The sequence below is a fragment of the Streptomyces sp. NPDC048419 genome (assembly GCF_043200415.1).
Lineage (GTDB): Bacteria > Actinomycetota > Actinomycetes > Streptomycetales > Streptomycetaceae > Streptomyces.
Map to the genome: position 1 here is coordinate 173,018 of NZ_JBICXT010000006.1, position 21,268 is coordinate 194,285.

Consider the following 21,268-nt stretch of genomic DNA (forward strand, 5'->3'; position numbering starts at 1 on the left):
TGTTGAACCGGTAAGCCTTAGCGCCGCCCGGCCAGCATCCGCTCGATCACGACCGCCACACCGTCGTCGTTGTTGGCGACCGTGCGGCCGGAGGCCGCGGCGACGACGTCCGGGTGCGCGTTGCCCATCGCGAAGGACCGGCCCGCCCAGGTGAGCATCTCGACGTCGTTCGGCATGTCCCCGAAGGCGACGACCTCCTCGTGCGAGATGCCGCGCTCGGCGCAGCACAGCGCGAGCGTGCTGGCCTTGGAGACGCCGGGGCCGCTGATCTCCAGCAGGGCGCTGGGGCTGGAGCGGGTGACGTTGGCCCGGTCGCCGATGGCGAGCCGGGCCGTAGCGAGGAAGGCGTCCGGGTCGAGGGACGGGTGGTGGGCGAGGATCTTCAGCACCGGCTCGGCGCCCCCGGGGCCGTCCGGCGCCAGCAGTTCCTCGGCCGGCGCGAGGTGGTCCGGGCGCTCCATGTGCAGCTTCGGATAATCCGGCTCCTGATGGAAGCCGTAGGTCTGCTCCACCGCGTACATCGTGCCGGGGGCCGCGTCGCGCAGCAGCCGTACGGCGTCCAGCGCGTTGTCCCGGGCCAGCTCGCGCACCTTCACGAACCGGTGGGCGCCGGGGCCGCCGTGCAGGTCGACCACGGCCGCGCCGTTGCCGCAGATCGCCAGGCCGTGGCCGTGGACGTGGTCGCTGACGACGTCCATCCAGCGGGCCGGGCGGCCGGTGACGAAGAAGACCTCGATGCCCGCCTTCTCGGCGGCCGCGAGCGCGGCGACCGTGCGCGGGGACACCGACTTGTCGTCCCGCAGGAGGGTGCCGTCGAGATCGGTGGCTATGAGCCGCGGCGGTACGGCGGGGGCCGGGGTCTCGGGCTGTCGAGTCGCTGAGGTCACCGGGTCATTCTCCCGCATATGCCTGCACGGCCGTGCGGGACTCCGCACATCTGAGTGGTTACCGTCCTCTTCAGCCCCATCACTCTCCGTCGGCCCAGCCGAGCTGCGCCGGGGCCTCCATGGCGATCTGCTCGAAGACCTTCTCGTCGGCGGCGAAGTAGGTGCCGGGGACGGGCCAGTGGATCACGATCTCGGTGAAGCCCAGCTCGCGGTGGCGGCCCGCGAAGTCAACGAACGCGTCGAGCGACTCCAGCGGGCGGGCGCGGTCCGGGGTGAATCCGGTGAGCAGGACCTTGTCCATTTCGGCCATGTTCCGGCCGATCGCGGCGCAGGCGTCGGCCAGTTTCGCGACCTGTCCGCGAATGGCTTGAATCGACTGTTCAGAAGTGCCGTTCTCGTACAGCTTCGGGTCGCCGGTGGTCACCCACGCCTGTCCGTGGCGCGCGGCGAGCCGCAGCCCGCGCGGCCCGGTGGCGGCCACCGCGAAGGGCAGCCGGGGCCGCTGCACGCAGCCCGGGATGTTCTGCGCGCCGTGCGCCGAGTAGAAGTCGCCCTCGTACGACACGGTGTCCTCGGTGAGCAGCCGGTCGAGCAGCGGCACGAACTCCGCGAACCGGTCGGCCCGCTCCCGCGGGGTCCAGGGATCCTGGCCGAGCGCGGTGGCGTCGAAGCCGGTGCCGCCCGCGCCGACGCCGAGGGTGACGCGGCCGCCGGAGATGTCGTCGAGGGAGACCAGCTCCTTGGCGAGGGTCACCGGGTGCCGGAAGTTCGGCGAGGTCACCAGGGTGCCCAGGCGCAGCTGCTCGGTGGCGGCCGCGGCGGCGGTCAGCGTCGGCACGGCGCCGAACCAGGGGCCGTCGCGGAAGGGCACGCGCCAGGACAGGTGGTCGTAGGTGTAGGCGGTGTGGAAACCGAGCTGCTCGGCCCGCTGCCATGCCGAACGGCCGCCTTCGTGCCAGCGGCGGTACGGGAGGATCACGGTGCTCAGACGCAGACTCATGCGTTCGAGCCTACGGGCCCGTACCGACAGCGGACGAAACGGTCACCGTACGCGTGCGCTCAGCCACGGACCGAGGCCGATCATCGGCAGGTACTCCTTGTGCGTGCGGTCGCGGGGCAGCGGCACGATCAGGAAGTAGGCCGGCGGGAAGCGGCGGGCCTTGACGAAGGCGCGGTCCTCGAAGAGGGAGCGGACGAAGGCGGGGACGTCGTCGCGGTCGACGTCGGGGCACTCGACGCCCTCGACGGTGATCAGCGCGTCGTCGTCGGGGTAGAGCCGGACGCTCACCCGGGGCAGGCCGCCGAACTCGACGTGGGCCTCGTGCGGGAGGGAGCCGTCCGGGTCGGCGGTGACACCGACGCCCGCGGCGCTGCGACGGGAGGTCTGATCGGCGCCGATGTCGTGGGCGACCTCGATCTCGCGCGCGTACTCGTCGGCGAGGGCGCGCAGCGCGGTGACGGCGGACTCGGTGGTGGGGAGGTGGTCCATACCCTTGATCATGCCGGAGCCGGTGCGGCCGGCGGAGGTCAGTGCGCCTCGGGAAAGCGCAGGTAGCGCGGCGGTACGGCCTGGGTCAGCCACACGCCGTTCGCGCTGACGTGGAAGACGTGCCCGTCGCGGTGCATCGCGCCGGCGTCGACCGACAGGACCACCGGCCGGCCGCGGCGGGCGCCGACGCGGGTGGCGGTCTCGCGGTCGGGCGAGAGGTGCACGTCGTGGCGGTTCATGGGGCGCAGCCCCTCGGCGCGGATCGCGTCCAGGCTCTGTGCCACGGTGCCGTGGTAGAGGTACGCGGGCGGGGTCGCCGGGGGCAGTCGGAGGTCGACCTCGACGCTGTGGCCCTGGCTGGCGCGGATCCTGGTGCCGTCGACCGCGAAGCGCTTCTTGTCGTTCTCGGCGACGACGTGGTCCAGCTCGTCGCGGGTGAAGCGGAAGCCGTGGGCGGCGGCCGCCGCCATCAGCACGTCGATCTCGACCCAGCCGGCCTCGTCGAGGGTGAGCCCGATCCGCTCGGGCTGGTGGCGCAGGTGTTTCGAGAGATACTTCGACACCTTCACGGTGCGTCTTTCGTCCATCCGCTCAGCATGACGGGCGAGACGCGGATCACGCAGATTATTTTTGCCACGCAGGTTTGATCCACAACCAACTGTAGTTATCCACAGGCTAGTTGGCAGATCTGTGGACAACTCCCTGACACGTCAGCCCCGTTCGTCAAGATCGTCTGGGGGCCCGCCTCTTGACGTGAGCGCGTCCAACGCCCGTGCTCGCACCTCCCGTTCGGCCGCCAGCGCCACGAACTCCGCCGCGCTCTCCGCCCCAACCAGCCTCTCCACCGCCCGTATCGTCTCCTCCGGCAGCGACACGGAGCGTGACGTCGGACGGGCTGCCTCCGGGTTGTCCTCGCCCAGCTGCTGCCGCAGCTGCCGCACCGCCAATGACCGCATCGCCCGCGCCAGTTCCGCGTCCACCGTCTGCTGTGCGAGCGGTCGCAGCCGGCGTACGAGTGAGGCCGCTTCCGCCGCGTCCGCGTCGGTCGGGCGGTGCGGTCCGTCGAGGTAGCGGGCGAAGACGTGCTCGGTGGTGAACTCCAGGAAACGGGCGGCGATGTGCTCGACCTGGACCCTCAACTCCCGCAAATGGGCGGATATCGCCGAAAGTGGTACGCCCGCCGCGTGCAACTCCACGGCCACGGCGAGCTCTTGAGGGCTCGGTACCAGGAAGGAGCCGTCGTCGCCCGGAACCGGTTCCAGCACGCCGAGTTCGACGGCCTCCGCGAGGGCCGCGTCGTCGGGGGAGCCGCCGAAGCGCCCGTCCAGGTCGGCACGGGAGATCCGCACCGCCTCCTCGTCGGTCCACGGCCGGTCGACCTCGGCGACCAGACCGAGCACCCCGCCCAGGCCGCGGCCGGCGTCCCAGGCCTCCAGGAGCTCCTTGATGGAGGCCAAGGTGTAACCGCGGTCCAGGAGTTCGGCGATCTGGCACAACCGGGCCAGGTGCGCGTCCGAGTAGAGGTTGGCGCGGCCGCTGCGCTCGGGCCGGGGGAGCAGACCGCGGTCCTGGTACGCGCGGATGGTGCGGACCGAGGCACCGCTGGCGTGCGCCAGGTCCTCGATCCGGTACGGCGTCCGCATGCTGGGTGCCTCCGTCCGCAGGGTTCTTTGCGTAGGTCCGCCCCGGCCGCGGGCGACTCTCTTCGGGTCGGCCGCCCCGGGCGCGGGCGGTTGTCCGTATGAGGCCGCCCTGTCCGCGGGCGACCTTTCGCGCATCGGCTGCCCCGTCCTGGGACGGTCTTTCGCGTGTCGGCTGCCCCGCCCCGAGGCGACCTTTCGCGCATCGGCTGCCCCGTTCCGGGTGATCCTTCGCGCGACGGCTCCCGTCCTGGGGCGGCCCTCTGACTCGTGGGCGCCCGGGACTGCGGGCGATTGTTCCGGTGGCTACAGCGGCGGTTCCATCCGGGCGATCGCCCGCAGTGCGCGCGGGGTGAACCGGGACATGAGGTGGGCGCCCCGGGCCTCCGGAGTGACCGGCACGACGGCCTCGTCGCGTACCACCGCGCGCAGGATGGCGTCGGCGACCTTCTCCGGTGGGTAGTTCCTGAGGCCGTACAGGCGCGCCGTCTTCTTCTGGCGCCGCTTCTCCTCGTCGGCGTCCACGCCCGCGAAGCGCGCGGTGGAGGTGATGTTGGTGTTGACGAAGCCGGGGCAGATCGCGCTCACGCCTATCCCCTGGCTCGCCAGTTCCGCGCGCAGGCACTCGCTGAGCATCAACACGGCCGCCTTGGAGGTGCTGTAGGCGGGCAGCGCCTTGGAGGGCTGATAGGCCGCCGCCGATGCGGTGTTGACGATGTGGCCGCCCTGTCCGCGGTCGGCCATCTGCTTCCCGAACAGACGGCAGCCGTGGATCACGCCCCACAGGTTGACGTCGAGGACCTTCTTCCAGTCCTCCGGGGTGGTGTCGAAGAAGGAACCGCCCAGTCCGATACCGGCGTTGTTCACCAGGACGTCCACCACGCCGTACTCGGCGGCGACCTTGTCGGCGAGTTTCTCCATGGCCTGCTCGTCGGAGACGTCGACGCTCTCCGCCCAGGCCTCGGGGGCGCCGACCAGGCGGGACAGCTCGGCGGTGCGGGCGGCGGCCTCGGCGTCCCGGTCCACGGCCACCACGCGCGCGCCCGCCTCGGCGAAGGCGAACGCGGTGGCCCGGCCGATGCCGCTGCCCGCACCGGTGACCAGGACGAGCTGCCCGCCGAAGCGCTCGGCGTACTTGCCGGTGGGCTGTGTCGTCTCGGGCCTGCCGCCCTCGACGGAGGTGACGAACTCGGTGATCCAGGCCGACAGTTGGTCCGGTCGCGTGCGCGGGACCCAGTGCTTGGCCGGCAGGGTGCGGCGGGTCAGCTGCGGAACCCACTGCTCCAGATCGTCGTAGAGGCGCTCCGACAGGAACGCGTCCCCGAGGGGCGTGATGAGCTGCACGGGCGCGTGTGCGTAGGCGTCCTGGCGGGGCCTGCGCAGCCGGGGACGCACGTTGTCGCGGTACAGCCAGGCGCCGTGGGCCGCGTCCGAGGGCAGTGAGGGGGTCGGGTAGTCGCCGGCGGGGACCTTCTCCACGCGCCGCAGGATGCCGGGCCAGCGCTTGCCCAGGGGGCCGCGCCAGGCCAGTTCGGGCAGCACGGGCGTGTGCAGCAGGTACACGTACCAGGACTTGGCGCCCTGTCCGAGGAGCTGGCCGATGCGGGCCGGGGTGGGCCGCTTCAGCCGCCGGTTGATCCAGTGGCCGAAGTGGTCGAGGGACGGTCCGGACATGGAGGTGAAGGAGGCGATGCGCCCTTCGGTGCGCCGGACGGTGACGAACTCCCAGGACTGCACCGAGCCCCAGTCGTGCCCGACCACGTGCACCGGCCGGCCGGGACTGACCGCGTCGGTCACGGCCAGGAAGTCGTCGGTCAGCTTCTCCAGGGTGAAGCCCCCGCGCAGCGGCTTCGGCGCCGTCGACCGGCCGTGTCCGCGGACGTCGTACAGCACGACGTGGAAGCGCTCCGCGAGCCGGATGGCGACCTCGGACCACACCTCCTTGCTGTCGGGGTAGCCGTGGACGAGGACCACCGTCGGCTGTGCCGCGTCCCCCAGTTCGGCCACCTGCAGCTCGACGCCGCCGGTCCGGATCCGCCGCTCCCGTGCGCCCTTCAGCAACGTCACTTGTCCTCCGCCCAGCGCCGCACGTGCGGCAGATCGTCGTCCAGCCAGAAGGCGCTCTCCTCGGGGTCCCGGGAGTCGGTGACGACCAGGATCTCCTCGAACTTCGCGCCCGTGCCCCGGAATCCGAGGTGGGGTTCGACCGCCCACAGGCCCGGCTGCGGCGGGTGGTCGGAGAAGCGGTACGGCGACCACAGCGGGGACCAGCCGTCGCGGTGGCCGTGCAGCGCGTCGGAGGCGAGCCCCTTCAGGGACTGCGTGCCGAACCCGAACAGACGCGGCGACCAGCGGCGCTCCTTCACCTGGTCCACCTTGTGCGCGATCACGCCGAAGGGATACGCGCGATGCCGGTTGGCGTAGCCCTGGCGGACCATGAGGCGGTCGACGTCCTCGTAGATCGTGCGCAGCGGGCGCCGCTCGCGCACCTCGCGCAGGATCAGCTCGCGGTGCGCCTCCAGGTCGGCCATGAGGCGGTCCTGCACGGGGTTGATGCCGAGCGATCCCGAGTAGCCGATGTCGGCCGTGAAGCCGTCGTACACCGGGGCCATGTCGAGGATGAACGGCATCCCCGGCTCCAGGCGCCTGTCGGTCGGGAAGAACTGGAGCGGGAAGTGGAAGTTCACGAAGGCCGTGCGGTCGCCGAACCAGGCGAAGGGCAGATGGAACCAGTCCCGCACACCCCGCTCGCGCAGCCACTCCCGCTGCATACGGGCCGCCTCGCGCTCGGTCACACCTGGCTGGAGCTGCGCGGCGACCGCCTCCGCGCACTCGTAGGCGAGGCGCTGCACCCGCCTGAACCCCGCCAGCCGCGCGGAGAGTTCACCTGCCACTGCCGTCGTCATGCCACCGCCCCAACCTCGCCCGTGCCGACTGCGGTACGTGTCCGTAACTTGACACCGATGAATGTGACAGTTGTTAGAGGTCGCGTCAATAGCGGGGCCGGGGCTGTGGAAAACCGCCCTGCCGGGGCGGTGGACCACGCTCCGTAACTCTCAGGTAGGGGGCACCCCTACGGACCCGTACATCTGGAGTCTGAGGACAAGACAGCTCTGCGGTCTGACGACCCGCGTGGTGCGCGTCACTATCGTCGAGGACGTGACTGTGATCGCGACCGAAAGCCTGAGCAAGCGGTTCCCCCGGGTGACCGCGCTTGACCGGCTCTCCGTCGACGTCGGGGCCGGTGTGACGGGCCTCGTCGGAGCGAACGGAGCCGGCAAGTCCACGTTGATCAAGATCCTTCTGGGTCTGTCCCCCGCCTCCGAAGGCCGCGCCGAAGTGCTCGGGCTCGACGTCGCGACCAAGGGCGCCGCCATCCGTGAGCGGGTCGGCTACATGCCGGAGCACGACTGCCTGCCGCCGGACGTCTCGGCGACCGAGTTCGTCGTCCACATGGCGCGCATGTCCGGCCTGCCGCCCACGGCCGCGCGCGAGCGCACCGCGGACACGCTGCGCCACGTCGGTCTGTACGAGGAGCGCTACCGTCCCATCGGCGGCTACTCGACCGGCATGAAGCAGCGCGTCAAGCTCGCGCAGGCCCTGGTGCACGACCCGCAGCTGGTGTTCCTGGACGAGCCGACCAACGGCCTCGACCCGGTCGGCCGCGACGACATGCTCGGCCTCATCCGCCGTATCCACACCGACTTCGGCATCTCGGTCCTGGTGACCTCGCACCTGCTGGGCGAGCTGGAGCGCACCTGCGACCACGTGGTGATCATCGACGGCGGCAAGCTGCTGCGGTCCAGCTCCACCACGGACTTCACCCAGACCACGACGACGCTCGCGATCGAGGTCACCGACACCGACGACCACCCGGACGGCACGCGCGCGGTGCGCGAGTCGCTGCACGCGCGTGGGGTGGAGGTCCTCGACGGCAGCAACGGCCTGCCGGGCGCAGGACACATCCTGCTGCTCACCGCGCAGGGCGAGGAGACGTACGACCTCGTGCGCGACGTCGTCGCCGACCTCGGCCTCGGCCTGGTGCGCATGGAACAGCGCAGGCACCACATCTCGGAGGTCTTCCACACGGACGCCGAGGACCGGGACGAGACGAAGGAGGCGGCCGTCCATGGCAGTTGAGCACCCGTTGGCCGGTGCGCCGGGCGACCAGACCCGTATCCACAACATCGGCTACCGCCACTACGACGGCCCACGCCTCGGCCGCTCCTACGCCACCCGCTCGCTCTACTCGCAGTCCCTGCGCGGCGCCTACGGCCTCGGACGCTCCATCAAGTCCAAGGTCCTGCCGATGCTGCTGTTCGTGGTGATGTGCGTGCCCGCCGCCATCATGGTGGCCGTCGCGGTCGCCACGAAGGCCAAGGACCTGCCGGTCGACTACACGCGCTACGCGATCATCATGCAGGCCGTCATCAGTCTGTACGTCGCCTCGCAGGCACCGCAGTCCGTCTCGCGCGACCTGCGCTTCAAGACGGTGCCGCTGTACTTCTCACGGCCGATCGAGACCGCCGACTACGTGCGCGCGAAGTTCGCCGCCCTGGCCTCCGCGATGTTCATCCTCACCGCGGCCCCCCTGATCGTGCTCTACGTGGGCGCACTGCTGGCCAAGCTCGACTTCGCCGACCAGACCGAGGGATTCGGGCAGGGACTCGTCTCCGTCGCACTGCTCTCGCTGCTCTTCGCCGGCATCGGCCTGGTCATCGCCTCGGTGACCCCGCGCCGCGGCTTCGGCATCGCGGCCGTCATCGCCGTCCTGACCATCTCCTACGGCGCGGTCTCCACGCTCCAGGCGATCGCGGACGCGCAGAACAGCTCGGCGGCCATCCCCTGGATCGGCCTGTTCTCACCGGTCACGCTGATCGACGGGGTGCAGTCCGCGTTCCTCGGCGCGAAGTCGGCCTTTCCCGGCGAGGTCGGCCCCAGCAGCGGCCAGGGCGTCGTCTACGTCCTCGTCCTCCTCGGCCTCATCGCCGCCAGCTACGGCCTCCTGATGCGCCGCTACCGAAAGGTCGGACTGTGACCACGCTCAGCATCGACCACGTCTCCCGCTGGTTCGGCAACGTGGTCGCCGTCAACGACATCACCATGACCATCGGCCCCGGAGTCACCGGGCTGCTCGGTCCCAACGGCGCCGGAAAGTCCACCCTCATCAACATGATGGGCGGCTTCCTGGCCCCCTCCACCGGCACCGTCACCCTCGACGGGCAGCAGGTGTGGCGCAACGAGGACATCTACAAGCACATCGGCATCGTCCCCGAGCGCGAGGCGATGTACGACTTCCTCACCGGGCGCGAATTCGTCGTGGCCAACGCCGAGTTGCACGGGCTCGGCGCCAAGGCCGCCGGGCGGGCCCTGGCCACGGTCGAGATGGAGTACGCGCAGGACCGCAAGATCTCCACGTACTCCAAGGGCATGCGCCAGCGCGTGAAGATGGCGTCCGCCCTGGTGCACGACCCCTCGCTGCTGCTGCTGGACGAGCCCTTCAACGGCATGGACCCGCGCCAGCGCATGCAGCTGATGGACCTGCTGCGGCGCATGGGCGACGAGGGCCGCACGGTGCTTTTCTCGTCCCACATCCTCGAAGAGGTCGAGCAACTCGCCTGGCACATCGAGGTCGTCGTGGCGGGCCGGCACGCGGCCGGCGGCGACTTCCGCAAGATCCGCCGCCTGATGACCGACCGGCCGCACCGCTACCTGGTGCGTTCCAGCGACGACCGCGCGCTCGCGGCCGCGCTGATCGCCGACCCGTCGACGTCCGGCATCGAAGTCGACCTCGCCGAGGGCGCGTTGCGCGTCCAGGCCGTCGACTTCGGCCGCTTCACGGCCCTGCTGCCGCGGGTGGCCAGGGACAACGGCATCCGGCTGCTCACGGTCTCGCCGTCCGACGAGTCCCTCGAGTCCGTGTTCTCGTACCTGGTCACGGCGTAGGAGGCCCAAGATGTACGACCCCACAGTCGCCCGGCTCACCTACCGGGCCCTGCTCGGCCGTCGCCGGGCCCTCATCCTGGGGGCACTGCCCCTGCTGCTGATCGCCATCTCCGTCGTCGTGCGCGCTCTCGCGGGCGCCGACGACCAGACGGCCTCCGACCTGCTGGGCGGGCTCGCGCTCGCCACCATGGTGCCGATCATCGGCGTCATCGCCGGCACGGGCGCGATCGGGCCGGAGATCGACGACGGCTCGGTGGTGTACCTGCTGTCCAAGCCGCTGAAGCGGCCGACGATCATCTTCACCAAGCTGATCGTGGCGATCGCGGTGACGATGGTGTTCTCGGCGCTGCCCACGCTCGTCGCGGGCTTCATCCTGAACGGCAACGGCCAGCAGATCGCCGTGGCCTACACGGTGGCCGCCCTCGTCTCGTCCATCGCCTACGCGGCACTCTTCCTGCTCCTCGGCACGGTCTCCCGGCACGCCGTGGTCTTCGGACTCGTCTACGCGCTGGTCTGGGAAGCCCTGTTCGGCTCCCTGGTGCCCGGTGCGCGCACGCTGAGCGTCCAGCAATGGTCGCTGGCCGTCGCCCACAAGGTGGCCGGCGGAGACCTCGTGACGTCGGACGTCGGGCTCACGACGGCGACGGTGCTGCTGATCGTGGTGACCGTCCTGGCCACCTGGTACGCCGGGCAGAAGCTGCGGTCGCTGAAGCTCGCCGGGGAGGAGTGAGGGCTTCGTCCCGACGGTGCCCTGCCTCGACGGGGCACCGCCTTGACGGAGGCTTCACCTCTGTCCGGGCACACTGGGCAAAACAGGACGGACGGTCAGGAGGCACGGCAATGACGGACGACTGGGACGACCTGGTCCTGGACGAGGACTTCATACGGTCCGCCGAGACCTCCGAGCCGTCTGCCCGTGCCCGCATGCTCGCCGCACGCTGGCGGAACGAGGAGCCGGAGCAGCGGCCCTGGCGCTCCGACGAGCCGCCCGCGGGGTGGTTCTTCAGCAAGGGGCGGCGCCGCAGGTGGCGGCGCCGGTAGCCCGGCCGTACGTCCGTTTTATTCGGTGGCGTCCAACTCGCCGGACAGGCACAGTGGTTGTGTCCACGACGCCGGACGGTGAGCCCGGCGCCACGTTCTGGGAGAGGAGCCGGACGGTGTCCATGCACGACAGTACGTCCCGCTCCCTTCAGGGCAGCCCGCGGCGGGTTCCGGTGTAGTTACCCCACCGTGGAGCCCGCTCCGCATCCGGAGCTGCCCGGGGCGGCCGCTTCGAGCACGCGCGCGCTGCGCTCGCGTGGGCCGCCTTCCCCCGTCGCCCCCGTCGCAAGGGGGCATCCCCGCCGGGGCGGCTGATCGGTCAGGGAAATCGGCACCGTGAGGCGCCGCTCGCCATGGACCGGAAGCCGCCCCAGCGGCATGACCTCCCGCTGCTACGGCAGCAACCGCTCCAGCACCACCGCGATCCCGTCCTCCTCGTTGGAGGACGTCATCTCGTGTGCCACCGCCTTGAGTTGCTCGTGGGCGTTGGCCATGGCCACGCCGTGGGCCGCCCAGGCGAACATGGGGATGTCGTTCGGCATGTCGCCGAAGGCGATCGTGCCCGCGGCCTTCAGGCCGAGCCGGCGCGCCGCCAGGGACAGGCCCGTCGCCTTCGACAGGCCCAGCGGCAGCAGTTCGACGATGCCCTCGCCCGCCATCGCGACCGTGACGAAGCCGCCCGCGGCCCGGCGGGCGGCCTCCGCGAGCTCGTCGTCGGTCAGGTCCGGGTGCTGTATGTAGATCTTGTTCAGCGGGGCCGCCCAGAGGTCGGACGCGTCCGTGAAGGGGGTTGACGGAAGCGCGCCGGTGACCGCGTAGCCCGGGCCGACCAGCACCTCGCCGGACAGGCCGTCACGGCTCGCCGCGAGGTGCAGCGGGCCGACCTCCGCCTCGATCTTGGCCAGCGCCACGCCCGCCAGCTGCCGGTCCAGGGTCACGGACGTCAGCAGGCGGTGCGCCCCGGCGTCGTAGACCTGGGCGCCCTGGCCGCAGACCGCGAGGCCCTGGTAGCCGAGGTCGTCGAGGATGTGCCGGGTCCAGGGGACGGCGCGGCCGGTGACGACGATGTGCGCGGCGCCCGCCGCGGTGGCCGCGGCGAGCGCTTCACGGGTGCGCGGGGAGACCGACTCGTCGGAGCGCAGGAGCGTTCCGTCGAGGTCGGTCGCGATCAGCTGGTACGGGAAACCCCCGGCGGGAGACGTGCCGCTCACTTGGCGACCGGCTCCAGGACCTCCCGGCCGCCGAGGAACGGGCGCAGCACCTTGGGCACGTACACCGAACCGTCGGCCTGCTGGTGGTTCTCGAGGATCGCCACGATCGTGCGCGGTACGGCGCACAGCGTGCCGTTGAGCGTCGCGAGCGGCTTGACCTGCTTGCCGTCACGGACCCGGATGGACAGGCGGCGGGACTGGAACTCGGTGCAGTCCGAGGTCGAGGTCAGCTCGCGGTACTTGCCCTGCGTCGGGATCCACGCCTCGCAGTCGAACTTGCGGGCCGCCGAGGCGCCGAGGTCTGCCGAGGCGACGTCGATCACGCGGAACGGCAGCTCCAGCGACGACAGCCACTGCTTCTCCCAGGCCAGCAGGCGCTGGTGCTCCGCCTCCGAGTCCTCGGGGGCGACGTAGGAGAACATCTCCACCTTGTCGAACTGGTGGACGCGGAAGATGCCCCGGGTGTCCTTGCCGTGCGAGCCGGCCTCGCGGCGGAAGCAGGGCGAGAAGCCGGCGTAGCGCAGGGGCAGCTTGTCGGCGTCCAGGATCTCGTCCATGTGGTACGCGGCGAGGGGGACCTCGGAGGTGCCGACGAGGTAGAGGTCGTCCTTGTCGAGGTGGTAGACGTCCTGGGCCGCCTGGCCGAGGAAGCCCGTGCCCGCCATCGACTGGGGGCGGACCAGGGCGGGCGTCAGCATCGGCGTGAAGCCGGCCGCCGTCGCCTGGGCCATCGCCGCGTTGACGAGGGCGAGCTCCAGGAGGGCGCCGACGCCGGTGAGGAAGTAGAAGCGCGAGCCGGAGACCTTCGCGCCGCGCTCGACGTCGATCGCGCCGAGGATCGTGCCGAGTTCGAGGTGGTCCTTGGGCTCGAAGCCCTCGGCGCCGAAGTCGCGGATGGTGCCGTGCGTTTCGAGGGTGACGAAGTCCTCCTCGCCGCCGACCGGCACGTCCGGGTGGACGAGGTTGCCGAGCCGGAGCAGGAGTTCCTGGGTCTCGGTGTCGGCCGCGTCGCGCTCGGCGTCCGCGGCCTTGACGTCGGCGGCGAGCTGGCCGGTCTTCTTCAGCAGCTCGGCCTTCTCGTCGCCGGAGGCCTTGGGGATGAGCTTGCCGAGCTGCTTCTGCTCGGCGCGCAGCTCGTCGAAGCGGACGCCGGACGACCTGCGCCGCTCGTCGGCGGACAGGAGAGCGTCGACGAGCGCGACGTCCTCTCCACGGGCGCGCTGGGACGCGCGCACACGGTCGGGGTCCTCACGGAGCAGGCGAAGGTCAATCACGCGGTCAAGGCTACCGGTGCGGGGATACGGCCCACGACACGTCATAGCCGGGGCCCTCAATTGCGGCTTACGTTCCGCTATGGGTGAATTGCGCACTGTGTCAACAAAAAGTGTCCCACTCCCTGGACGGGGAGGGGTGGTGGGCGCCGGGTTGACTCGATTCCCTTGTGCGGAGCGGGACTTGGGGGGTCGTTTGTCCACAGCGATCCACAACCCCCCAAGAGTTATCCACAGGGTGTGCGGCGGGTCTGTGGATTTCGGAATTGATCACTCCGAAACCGCTGCGTCACCGTGCGGATTCCCTGTGCAAACCCGCTTTTACCACCACTTTCGGTGGAAAGCGGTCGCTCCAAAGGATTGCCTATAGGAAACGAGTGGACGAACGGTAACCTGCGCGCGAGTGGACGCCGCAGGGGCTCACAGGGCGATTTGTCGACTGACTGATGCCTCGCTGTCGACTTGTCCCCAGGTCGAGAAGCGCGCCTGTGGATAACTCCTGTGGACAACGAAAATCTGCAGGTAGGACTGGCGGGGCGCGGACGCGACTGGCTAGAAACGGCCGTCCTGGCAGCGGGCCACCCAGTCCGCCGCCGCCACGAACTCCTGGTCGGACGTCCCCTTCCGCGGGGCGCTCACGTCCTCGATTCCGAGGTCCGCACGCGGGTACGAACCGAGGTAGCGCACCTCCAGGCAGATCCGCTTGAGCCCCATCAGGGCCTCGGCCACCCGGCGATCGGAGATGTGTCCCTCGGCGTCGATGCAGAAGCAGTAGTTGCCGATGCCGGCGCCGGTGGGGCGGGACTGCAACAGCATCAGGTTGATGCCGCGGGTGGCGAACTCGCCGAGCAGGTCGCGCAGACCGCCGGGGTGGTCGTCGCGCTGCCACAGCACGACGGAGGTCTTGTCCGCGCCGGTCGGTGCCGCGGGCCGGGCGGGCCGGCCGACCAGCACGAAGCGGGTCTGCGCGTTCTCGGCGTCGTGGATGCCGGTCTCCAGCGCCTCCAGGCCGTACAGCGCGGCGGCGAACTCGCCCGCGAAGGCGGCGTCGTACTGCCCCTCCTGGACCAGGCGGGCGGCGTCCGCGTTCGAGGCGGCCGACTCCCAGTGGGCGTCGGGGAGGTTGTTCCTGAGCCAGTTGCGCACCTGCGGCTGGGCGGCCGGGTGCGCGGAGACCGTCTTGATGTCGGACAGCTGGGTGCCCGGCCTGACCAGCAGCGCGAAGGTGATCGACAGCAGCACCTCGCGGTAGATCATCAGCGGTGCGCCCGCGACCAGTTCGTCCAGGGTGGTGGTGATGCCGCCCTCGACGGAGTTCTCGATCGGCACGAAGGCGGCCTCGGCCTCGCCGACGCGGACCGCGTCCAGCGCGGACTGGACGGACACGTAGGGGATCAGCTCCCGGGTGGCCGTCTCGGGAAGGGTGCGCAGGGCGGCTTCGGTGAAGGTGCCCTCGGGACCGAGATACGCGTAGCTCGCTGGCATGCCTTCACCCTAATGGGGTCACGGGGGCGCGGCTCACACGTCTCACGCGGGCCCCTCCCGCGAGTGAATCCGGCGGATTCCTCACCCCTCCAGCAGCTGCTGCCCCACGTACTCCCCCTGCGCCGCCCCGCCCGGCACCGCGAACAGGCCGCTTGCCTCGTGGCGGATGTACTTCGACAGGGCGTCGCCGCGGTCGAGCTTGCGCTGCAGGGGGACGAAGCCGCGCAGCGGATCGGCCTGCCAGCAGACGAAGAGCAGGCCCGCGTCGGGCGCCCCGTCCACGCCGATGCCGTCGTGGTACGAGAACGGGCGCCGCAGGATCGCCGAACCGCCGTTCTGGTCGGGGCGGGTGATGCGCGCGTGGGCGTTGATGGGGACGGCGTACTCGCCCTTGGCGTCGGTCTTGTCGAGGTTCATCGCGGTCGTCTCGGAGCCGCCGGACAGGGGCGCCCCGTCGGCCTTGCGGCGCCCGATGACGTTCTCCTGGGCCTGGAGCGTCAGCTTCTCCCAGACGTCGAGAAGCATGCGGATGCGGCGTACGACGGCGTAGGAGCCGTTCGCCATCCAGGACGGGTCGGCCGAGCCGGACGCGGGCACGAAGATCCGCTTGCCGAAGTCGGAGTCGGCCGGCTTCGGATTGCGCGTGCCGTCGATCTGGCCCATCAGGTTGCGTGCCGTCATGGGGTGGGCGGTGGCGCCCGGCGTGCGGTTGAAGCCGTTCATCTGCCAGCGCACCCTGGCCGCGCTCCCCGCCTCCTTCTGGATCGCGCGCAGGGCGTGGAAGGCCACCAGGGCGTCGTCGGCGCCGATCTGCACCCACAGATCGCCGTTGCTGCGGGCCTTGTCGAGGTGGTCGGAGGAGAAGTCGGGCAGCGGGTCGAGGGAGGCCGGGCGCTGCTTCTCCAGCCCGGTGCGGGAGAAGAAGCTGTGCCCAAAGCCGAAGGTGACCGTCAGCGACGACGGCCCCGCGTCGCGGGCCACGTCCGTGTCGTCGTGCGCCGCGGGCTCACCGGCCATCAGCCGCTCGGCCGTGGCCGACCAGCGGCGCAGCAGCGCGGCCGCCTCGGTGCGGCCCGCGCCCGCCGCCAGGTCGAAGGCGACGAGGTGGCCCTTGGCCTGGAGGCCCTCGGTGATGCCGGGCTGATGTTTCCCGTGAAACATCGCCCGGCCGGAGCCCACGGAGGTCAGCGGGGCGGCCGCGGAGGGGGCGGCCGCGTATCCGACGCCGCCGCCGGCCGCGCCGAGCACGAGCCCGGTGGCGCCGGCGGTGCCGAGCAGGGTGCGCCGCGAGACGCCCGGCGCGGCGGGGGCCCCGGGCGGGGCACCCGCGTCCACAGGGGTGCGGGTCTGCGGGGTGGACTGGTCAGCCATGGTGCGGTTCAGCCGATCTGCGCGTTCTTGGAGACGGTCACCTGGTCGATGTCGGAGGTGCGCACGGTCACCGCGACCTTCCAGCCGCCGGCCATGGGGATCTGCACGTTGTTCGCGGTCCAGTGTCCGGTGGTGACGTGGTCGGGCGTGATGGGCAGCGGCCCGATCTTCTTGGCCTCGAGCGTGAGGGCGAGCTTCACCTCGGGGACGTCGAAGGCGCGGCCGTTGGGCCGGGTGACGTAGACGTGCAGCTCGTTGCCGCCCACGCGCGCGGGGTCGAAGTCCACCGACACGACGCCCTTGCCGTCCGTGCCGCCCGTGTCGAACGGCATGGTCAGCGTCAGAGCGCCGGACGAGGAGTCGGACGACGAGGACGAGGAGGACGACGAGGCCGCGGTGGCCGCCTTGGCGTCCTGCTCCGTGCGGCCCGGCTCGGTCTGCGTCAGCACGGTGGTGACGGCGAGCAGCGCTACGGCGACACCCGCCTCGGCGAGCACCGAGCGCCGCAGCCCGAAGCGGTGCGGGTCCGCGTCGCGCAGACGCTTCTTCTCCGCGGTGGCCACGGCGGCCTGCTGGCGGGCGAGTTGGGCGGCGCGCTCGGGGTCGCCGGACGCCCCGGAACCGCCGGCGGCGGTCTCCTTCGCGTCCGTGCTGCCCTCGGCCGCGGCGTCCTTTGCCGTGGTGGAGCCCGCGCTGACGTGCGCCTTCTCCCGCTGACGGGTCTCGGCGGGCGCCGTGTCCGCCAGCTGCGCCGTCCACCGCCGGGAGAACCAGGCGATGCCGACCAGCACGCACACCAGGCCGATCTTGACGAGCAGCAGCTGTCCGTACGACGTGTCGGTGAAGGCCGACCAGGAGCCGAGCTGACGCCACGACTGGTAGATGCCGGTGGCGACGAGCGCGAGGACGCTGCCGAAGGCGACCTGGGAGAAGCGCCGTACCGCGGTGGACTCGATCGGGGTCTGCGAGCGGTACAGCGCGACCAGGAGTGCGCACAGTCCGCCCAGCCAGGTCGCGACGGCCAGCAGATGGACGACGTCGACCGGCATGGCGATGCCGGGCTGGAGCCCGGTGGAGGCGTGCTCGGCCATGGCCCAGCTCGCCGCCAGCCCGGCCGACACGACGAACCCGCCGATCGCGAGCCCGAAGGTCAGGTCCCGCTTCTCCTCGTCCTCCCGCTTGTCGTACGCGCCGAACAGCACGGCGATGAAGAGCGCCGCCGCGGCGAGCAGCAGCAGCCGGGAGACCAGCGCCGCGCCCGTCTTGGTCTGCAGCACCTGCCCGAGCAGCCCCAGGTCGAAGATGTCGCCGACCTTCCCGGAGCTGGTGTAGGAGCCGCGCAGCAGGAGCAGCAGCAGGGTCGCGGCGGTGAGCGAGAGCCATCCGGAGACGACGAGCCGCTGCAGGGGGCGTACCCCCGAACCGCGCTGCCAGCAGGCGAGGACGAAGGCGGCGCCGCCGACCATGACGATGAAGCCGGCGTACGACATGTAGCGGCCGAAGCCGTACAGCCAGCCCACCACCCCGCCGCCGACCTCCTGGCCGACCACCTTGACCGAGGTCGTGGACGGGGCGCCGATGGAGAAGGTGAAGGCACCCGCGACGGGATGGCTGTCCGCGGACACGACCTGCCAGGACACCGTGTAGGTCCCGTCCGGCAGGCCGCTCTTGAGCTGCACGGCGTACGAGGTGCCGCTGACGTTGGACGGCTTGGCGGCGTCGACGCGCTTGCCCTTGGGGTCGAGCACGCGCAGTGAGTCGTCGGACGTGGCGACCTTCTCGGAGAAGGTGAGCGTGACCTGGCTGGGCGCCTTGTCGACCACCACCCCCTGCGCGGGGTCGCTGCCGGTCAGCGCGGCGTGCGCGGAGGCCGGGCCGGCACCGGCGAGGAGTACGCCGATGACGGTCAGGCACAGCAGCACCAGGGTCCGCATACGGCGCGGGGTGATGGTCTGCGTCACGGTGATCCCTCCCTCAGTGTCCGTTCGCGGGGTTGTACGTGGCGGACTTCACCGGCATCTCAACCCTGATCGGGCCGGAGCCGGCGAAGTGGAGCTCGACCGTCACCTTCTCGCCCTGCTTCGGCTTCCGCTTCAGGTTCTCGAACATCAGGTGGTTGCCCCCGCTCTTGAACACGAGACGGCCGTGGGCGGGGACGTCGAGCGACTTGACCTCCTCCATGGACTGTCCCACCGTCCGGTGGACGGTGACGCTGCCCGCGGCGTCGCTGGTGACGGAGGTCAGTTCGTCCTTCGCGCCGCCCTTGTTGGCGATCGTGAGGAAGCCCGCGGCCATGTCGGAGACCGGCTGCGGCATGTAGGAGGAGCTGACGGACAGGTCGGCCTTCACGTCGCCCGAGTCCCCGGAACCGCCGCAGGCCGTCAGGGCCAGGGCCCCGGCTATCACCGCGGCGGAACATGCGAGGTGCCTCACGGGTTCTCCCCCTTGACGATCTTGGGGAGGTCCTTGGTGTAGTCGTCGACGGTGGCCTGGTCGTCGTAGAGGAGGTAACCCCCCTCGGTCTTCGGTGAGAACGCCATGACCTGGGTGCCGTGCACCGAGACGGTCTTGCCGGTCTTCTTGTCCTTGTGCGTCGGCTCGATGGAGATGCCGAGCGTGCGGGCGCCGGCCTGGATGGTGGCGAAGTCGCCGGTCAGGCCCACGAACTGCGGGTCGATGCCCTTGAGCCACTTGCCGAGCTCGGAGGGGGTGTCGCGCCCCGGGTCGGTGGTGACGAACACGACCCGAAGCTTGTCCTGTTCGGCCTTGGGCAGCGCCTTCTTCGCCACCGCGATGTTGTTCATCGTCAGCGGGCAGACGTCGGGGCAGTGGGTGTAGCCGAAGTAGACCAGCGTCGGCCGGCCCGCCGTCTCCTTGCGGAAGTCGTACTTCTTGCCCTGGGTGTCGGTCAGGACCATGTCCGGCTTCTCGAAGGGCTTGTCGAGGACGTACACGGCCTTCCGCGAGGTGTCCTCGGAGACCACCGAGACGGGCGACTTGCCGTCGTCGCCGCTGCCGCAGGCGGAGAGGGTCAGGGAGGCGGCGGCGAGCAGCGCGGCCGCGGCGAACGTCTTCTTGCGCATAGAAAAATGTCCCAGATGTGAGAGCTCCGGTGTGCACCGGGGGGCGTGCTGGGCACGCGCCCCCGGTCACACGGACGGACGGGCGTCAGGCGTCGCTGCGGCGGCGGCCGGCGAGCACGCCGTACGCCACGCCCAGCGCGCCGACGACGATGCCCACGACGCCGAGCACGCGCGCGGTGGTGTCACTGCTGTCGGAGCCCGCGGCGGTGTCGGCGGCCGTGGCCTCGGTGTTCTTGGAGTTGTCGGACGCGTCCTCGGCGGCCGAGCCGTGGTGGCCGTCCTCGGCGGCGGCGGACAGGGTGAGCACCGGGGCCGGGTTCTCCGGTTCCTCCTGGCCCTTCTGCTGCACCTCGATCCAGCGGACGACCTCGTTGTTCGAGTACGTCTGCAGCGCCTTGAAGGTGAGCTGGTCGGTGTCCTCGGGCAGGGTGCCGACGGAGACCGGGAACTTCTGGAAGAAGCCGGGCTTGACGCCGCCGTTCTTCGCCGTCCAAGTGATCTTGGAGACGGCCTCGTTGATCTTCTCGCCGTGCATCTCGATCGGCTTGGCCAGCTTGGACTTGGTGACCTTGACGTCCCAGCCCTCCATCGGCTGCGGCATCGCGGAGGCCAGCGGGTGGTCGGCGGGGAAGGTGACCTCGAGCTTGGTGGTCGAGGCGTTGTCGCGCTCGTTGGGGACCTTGAAGTCGATGACCGCGTAACCGCCCTTGGCGGCCGTGCCCTCGGGCTGCACGCTGACGTGGGCGAAGGCGGGCGAGGACAGGACGACGACGGCCGAGGCGGCGAGGGCGCCGGTGGCGGCGAGGCGGGAAGCCTTCATGAACGGATGCACTCCACTTCGAGTTTCGAGTGAGGTTCGGCGATGAGGGGCGCGGCGCGGATACGCGGGCACGCGCGTGTGCCGCACGACGGCGGCCCCTCTCCCGGTCTCGGCAAAGTGGCGGTGTCGTCGTGTCAGGCGGCGAGGGCGAGTGCGGCGGCCGGCGGGCCGCGCCGGATCACCGTGTGCTGAAGTGCGGTGATACGGGGCTTCGGCGGCGCGAGCAGGACGGTGCGCGGCGGGCGCGGGCCCGTCTCGGGCGCGGCCGGGAACCCGGCACGCAGGGCGCGCACCAGCGCGAGCGCGCCGCGCAGGGAACGTACGAGCGCGCTCTCGGCGACCGACTGGGCCGACAGCGCGGACAGTTCGGTGAGCCGCAGCAGGGCCAGGTCCCCGCGGCGCAGCAGCCAGCCGGCGGCGATCGCCGCGAGCACGTGGGCGAGCAGCATCGGCAGGGACGGCAGCAGCGAGATCAGGGAGCCGGAGGTGGACAGGGCGTCCGCCGGGTGGTGCATGGAGCTCATGTCCGTGCTCGCGGCGGTCTCCGGGGACAGCCGTGCGTCCGCGAGGATTCTGCGGGCCTGGGCGGGGCTGATCGCCGCGGCGGTGGTGCCGCAGACGAGGCGTGCCGCGCGCTCCACGAGGGTGGCGTCGGCCGTCGTGTGCATCGACATGGACGGCATCGAGGACATGGACGGCATCGAGGCCATGGAGGAGGCCGATGCCGCGGCTGCCGTGTGCTGCCCCAGGCCGAACAGCGTGTGCAGCGCGGTCTGTCCGGCGGCGAGCAGTGCCACGATGCCGGGGAGCGAGCGGGCGCGTCCGGCTAGCGGTGCCACGACCAGGACGGTCCCCAGGAATCCCGCGCCCAGCGTCCACAGCGGGACCGTGGCGCAGGAGGCGAGGGTGTGGCCACCCGCGGCCAGCACGACGCAGACCGCGGCGAACACCGAGGCCCTGAACATCCGGAGACCGATTCCGGAGCGCGCCGCGCGCTGGTGGGGGGCAGTCATGGCGGGCCAAT

At 71.0% G+C, this 21,268-nt stretch carries 21 protein-coding genes; 5 read left to right on the forward strand and 16 right to left on the reverse strand.

Annotated features, from left to right (window positions below; genetic code table 11):
- Nucleotides 1–17 precede the first annotated feature (17 nt).
- The 7 genes from ACGFYN_RS15910 to ACGFYN_RS15940 form a co-directional block, all read right to left on the reverse strand.
- On the reverse strand, nucleotides 18–887 hold the full coding sequence (locus ACGFYN_RS15910; protein ID WP_393866407.1) for an HAD hydrolase family protein: 870 nt from the start codon (nucleotides 885–887) through the stop codon (nucleotides 18–20).
- Between the two features lie 79 nt (nucleotides 888–966).
- Nucleotides 967–1,887 (reverse strand): LLM class flavin-dependent oxidoreductase, encoded by a 921-nt coding sequence (locus ACGFYN_RS15915; RefSeq protein ID WP_393866408.1) that lies wholly within the window; start codon nucleotides 1,885–1,887, stop codon nucleotides 967–969.
- Nucleotides 1,888–1,929: 42 nt separating this feature from the next.
- The gene (locus ACGFYN_RS15920; RefSeq protein WP_393866409.1) at nucleotides 1,930–2,388 is read right to left on the reverse strand and encodes a hypothetical protein; all 459 of its coding nucleotides are present in this window, start codon (nucleotides 2,386–2,388) and stop codon (nucleotides 1,930–1,932) included.
- A gap of 26 nt (nucleotides 2,389–2,414) precedes the next feature.
- A complete protein-coding gene (locus tag ACGFYN_RS15925) occupies nucleotides 2,415–2,963 on the reverse strand; it encodes an RNA 2'-phosphotransferase (RefSeq protein WP_393866410.1) in 549 nt (182 codons plus the stop codon).
- A 123-nt stretch (nucleotides 2,964–3,086) separates the two neighbouring features.
- A complete protein-coding gene (locus ACGFYN_RS15930; RefSeq protein WP_393866411.1) occupies nucleotides 3,087–4,019 on the reverse strand; it encodes a MerR family transcriptional regulator in 933 nt (310 codons plus the stop codon).
- Between the two features lie 303 nt (nucleotides 4,020–4,322).
- Nucleotides 4,323–6,083: an SDR family oxidoreductase gene (locus ACGFYN_RS15935; RefSeq protein ID WP_393866412.1), complete on the reverse strand. Its 1,761-nt coding sequence runs from the start codon at nucleotides 6,081–6,083 to the stop codon at nucleotides 4,323–4,325.
- On the reverse strand, nucleotides 6,080–6,922 hold the full coding sequence (locus tag ACGFYN_RS15940; protein WP_393866413.1) for a M24 family metallopeptidase: 843 nt from the start codon (nucleotides 6,920–6,922) through the stop codon (nucleotides 6,080–6,082). Before ACGFYN_RS15940 ends, ACGFYN_RS15935 begins: the two co-directional genes overlap by 4 nt.
- Before the next feature lie 259 nt (nucleotides 6,923–7,181).
- Here ACGFYN_RS15940 and ACGFYN_RS15945 point away from each other — a divergent pair, with 259 nt between their 5' ends.
- The 5 genes from ACGFYN_RS15945 (at nucleotide 7,182) to ACGFYN_RS15965 (ending at nucleotide 11,003) form a co-directional block, all read left to right on the forward strand.
- Nucleotides 7,182–8,156, forward strand: a complete 975-nt coding sequence (locus tag ACGFYN_RS15945) for an ABC transporter ATP-binding protein (RefSeq protein ID WP_393866581.1) — start codon at nucleotides 7,182–7,184, stop codon at nucleotides 8,154–8,156.
- Complete coding sequence (locus ACGFYN_RS15950) at nucleotides 8,146–9,054, forward strand: ABC transporter permease subunit (protein WP_393866414.1); 909 nt, start codon at nucleotides 8,146–8,148, stop codon at nucleotides 9,052–9,054. Before ACGFYN_RS15945 ends, ACGFYN_RS15950 begins: the two co-directional genes overlap by 11 nt.
- Entirely contained in the window at nucleotides 9,051–9,962 is a 912-nt protein-coding gene (locus tag ACGFYN_RS15955; RefSeq protein ID WP_393866415.1) for an ABC transporter ATP-binding protein, read from the forward strand. The genes ACGFYN_RS15950 and ACGFYN_RS15955 overlap by 4 nt, the downstream gene beginning before the upstream one ends.
- Before the next feature lie 10 nt (nucleotides 9,963–9,972).
- The gene (locus ACGFYN_RS15960) at nucleotides 9,973–10,692 is read left to right on the forward strand and encodes an ABC transporter permease subunit (RefSeq protein WP_393866416.1); all 720 of its coding nucleotides are present in this window, start codon (nucleotides 9,973–9,975) and stop codon (nucleotides 10,690–10,692) included.
- A gap of 110 nt (nucleotides 10,693–10,802) precedes the next feature.
- Nucleotides 10,803–11,003 (forward strand): hypothetical protein, encoded by a 201-nt coding sequence (locus ACGFYN_RS15965; protein ID WP_393866417.1) that lies wholly within the window; start codon nucleotides 10,803–10,805, stop codon nucleotides 11,001–11,003.
- Between the two features lie 392 nt (nucleotides 11,004–11,395).
- Here the strand turns inward: ACGFYN_RS15965 and ACGFYN_RS15970 are convergent, their stop codons facing one another.
- From ACGFYN_RS15970 to ACGFYN_RS16010, 9 genes are all read right to left on the reverse strand, one after another.
- On the reverse strand, nucleotides 11,396–12,214 hold the full coding sequence (locus ACGFYN_RS15970) for an HAD family hydrolase (protein WP_393866418.1): 819 nt from the start codon (nucleotides 12,212–12,214) through the stop codon (nucleotides 11,396–11,398).
- Nucleotides 12,211–13,488, reverse strand: a complete 1,278-nt coding sequence (gene serS, locus ACGFYN_RS15975; protein WP_393866419.1) for a serine--tRNA ligase — start codon at nucleotides 13,486–13,488, stop codon at nucleotides 12,211–12,213. The genes ACGFYN_RS15970 and serS overlap by 4 nt, the downstream gene beginning before the upstream one ends.
- A 549-nt stretch (nucleotides 13,489–14,037) precedes the next feature.
- Nucleotides 14,038–14,970 (reverse strand): prephenate dehydratase, encoded by a 933-nt coding sequence (gene pheA / locus ACGFYN_RS15980; RefSeq protein ID WP_393866420.1) that lies wholly within the window; start codon nucleotides 14,968–14,970, stop codon nucleotides 14,038–14,040.
- A gap of 81 nt (nucleotides 14,971–15,051) precedes the next feature.
- Nucleotides 15,052–16,341 (reverse strand): iron uptake transporter deferrochelatase/peroxidase subunit, encoded by a 1,290-nt coding sequence (gene efeB, locus ACGFYN_RS15985; protein WP_393866421.1) that lies wholly within the window; start codon nucleotides 16,339–16,341, stop codon nucleotides 15,052–15,054.
- A gap of 8 nt (nucleotides 16,342–16,349) precedes the next feature.
- A complete protein-coding gene (locus ACGFYN_RS15990) occupies nucleotides 16,350–18,302 on the reverse strand; it encodes a copper resistance CopC/CopD family protein (protein ID WP_393866422.1) in 1,953 nt (650 codons plus the stop codon).
- Between the two features lie 13 nt (nucleotides 18,303–18,315).
- A complete protein-coding gene (locus tag ACGFYN_RS15995) occupies nucleotides 18,316–18,774 on the reverse strand; it encodes a copper chaperone PCu(A)C (RefSeq protein WP_393866423.1) in 459 nt (152 codons plus the stop codon).
- Nucleotides 18,771–19,424 carry an SCO family protein gene (locus tag ACGFYN_RS16000; RefSeq protein WP_393866424.1) on the reverse strand — a complete coding sequence of 218 codons (654 nt, stop codon included), beginning with the start codon at nucleotides 19,422–19,424 and terminating at the stop codon, nucleotides 18,771–18,773. The genes ACGFYN_RS15995 and ACGFYN_RS16000 overlap by 4 nt, the downstream gene beginning before the upstream one ends.
- An 85-nt stretch (nucleotides 19,425–19,509) precedes the next feature.
- The gene (locus ACGFYN_RS16005) at nucleotides 19,510–20,244 is read right to left on the reverse strand and encodes a YcnI family protein (RefSeq protein WP_393866425.1); all 735 of its coding nucleotides are present in this window, start codon (nucleotides 20,242–20,244) and stop codon (nucleotides 19,510–19,512) included.
- Between the two features lie 134 nt (nucleotides 20,245–20,378).
- The gene (locus ACGFYN_RS16010; protein ID WP_393866426.1) at nucleotides 20,379–21,257 is read right to left on the reverse strand and encodes a hypothetical protein; all 879 of its coding nucleotides are present in this window, start codon (nucleotides 21,255–21,257) and stop codon (nucleotides 20,379–20,381) included.
- Nucleotides 21,258–21,268 lie beyond the last annotated feature (11 nt).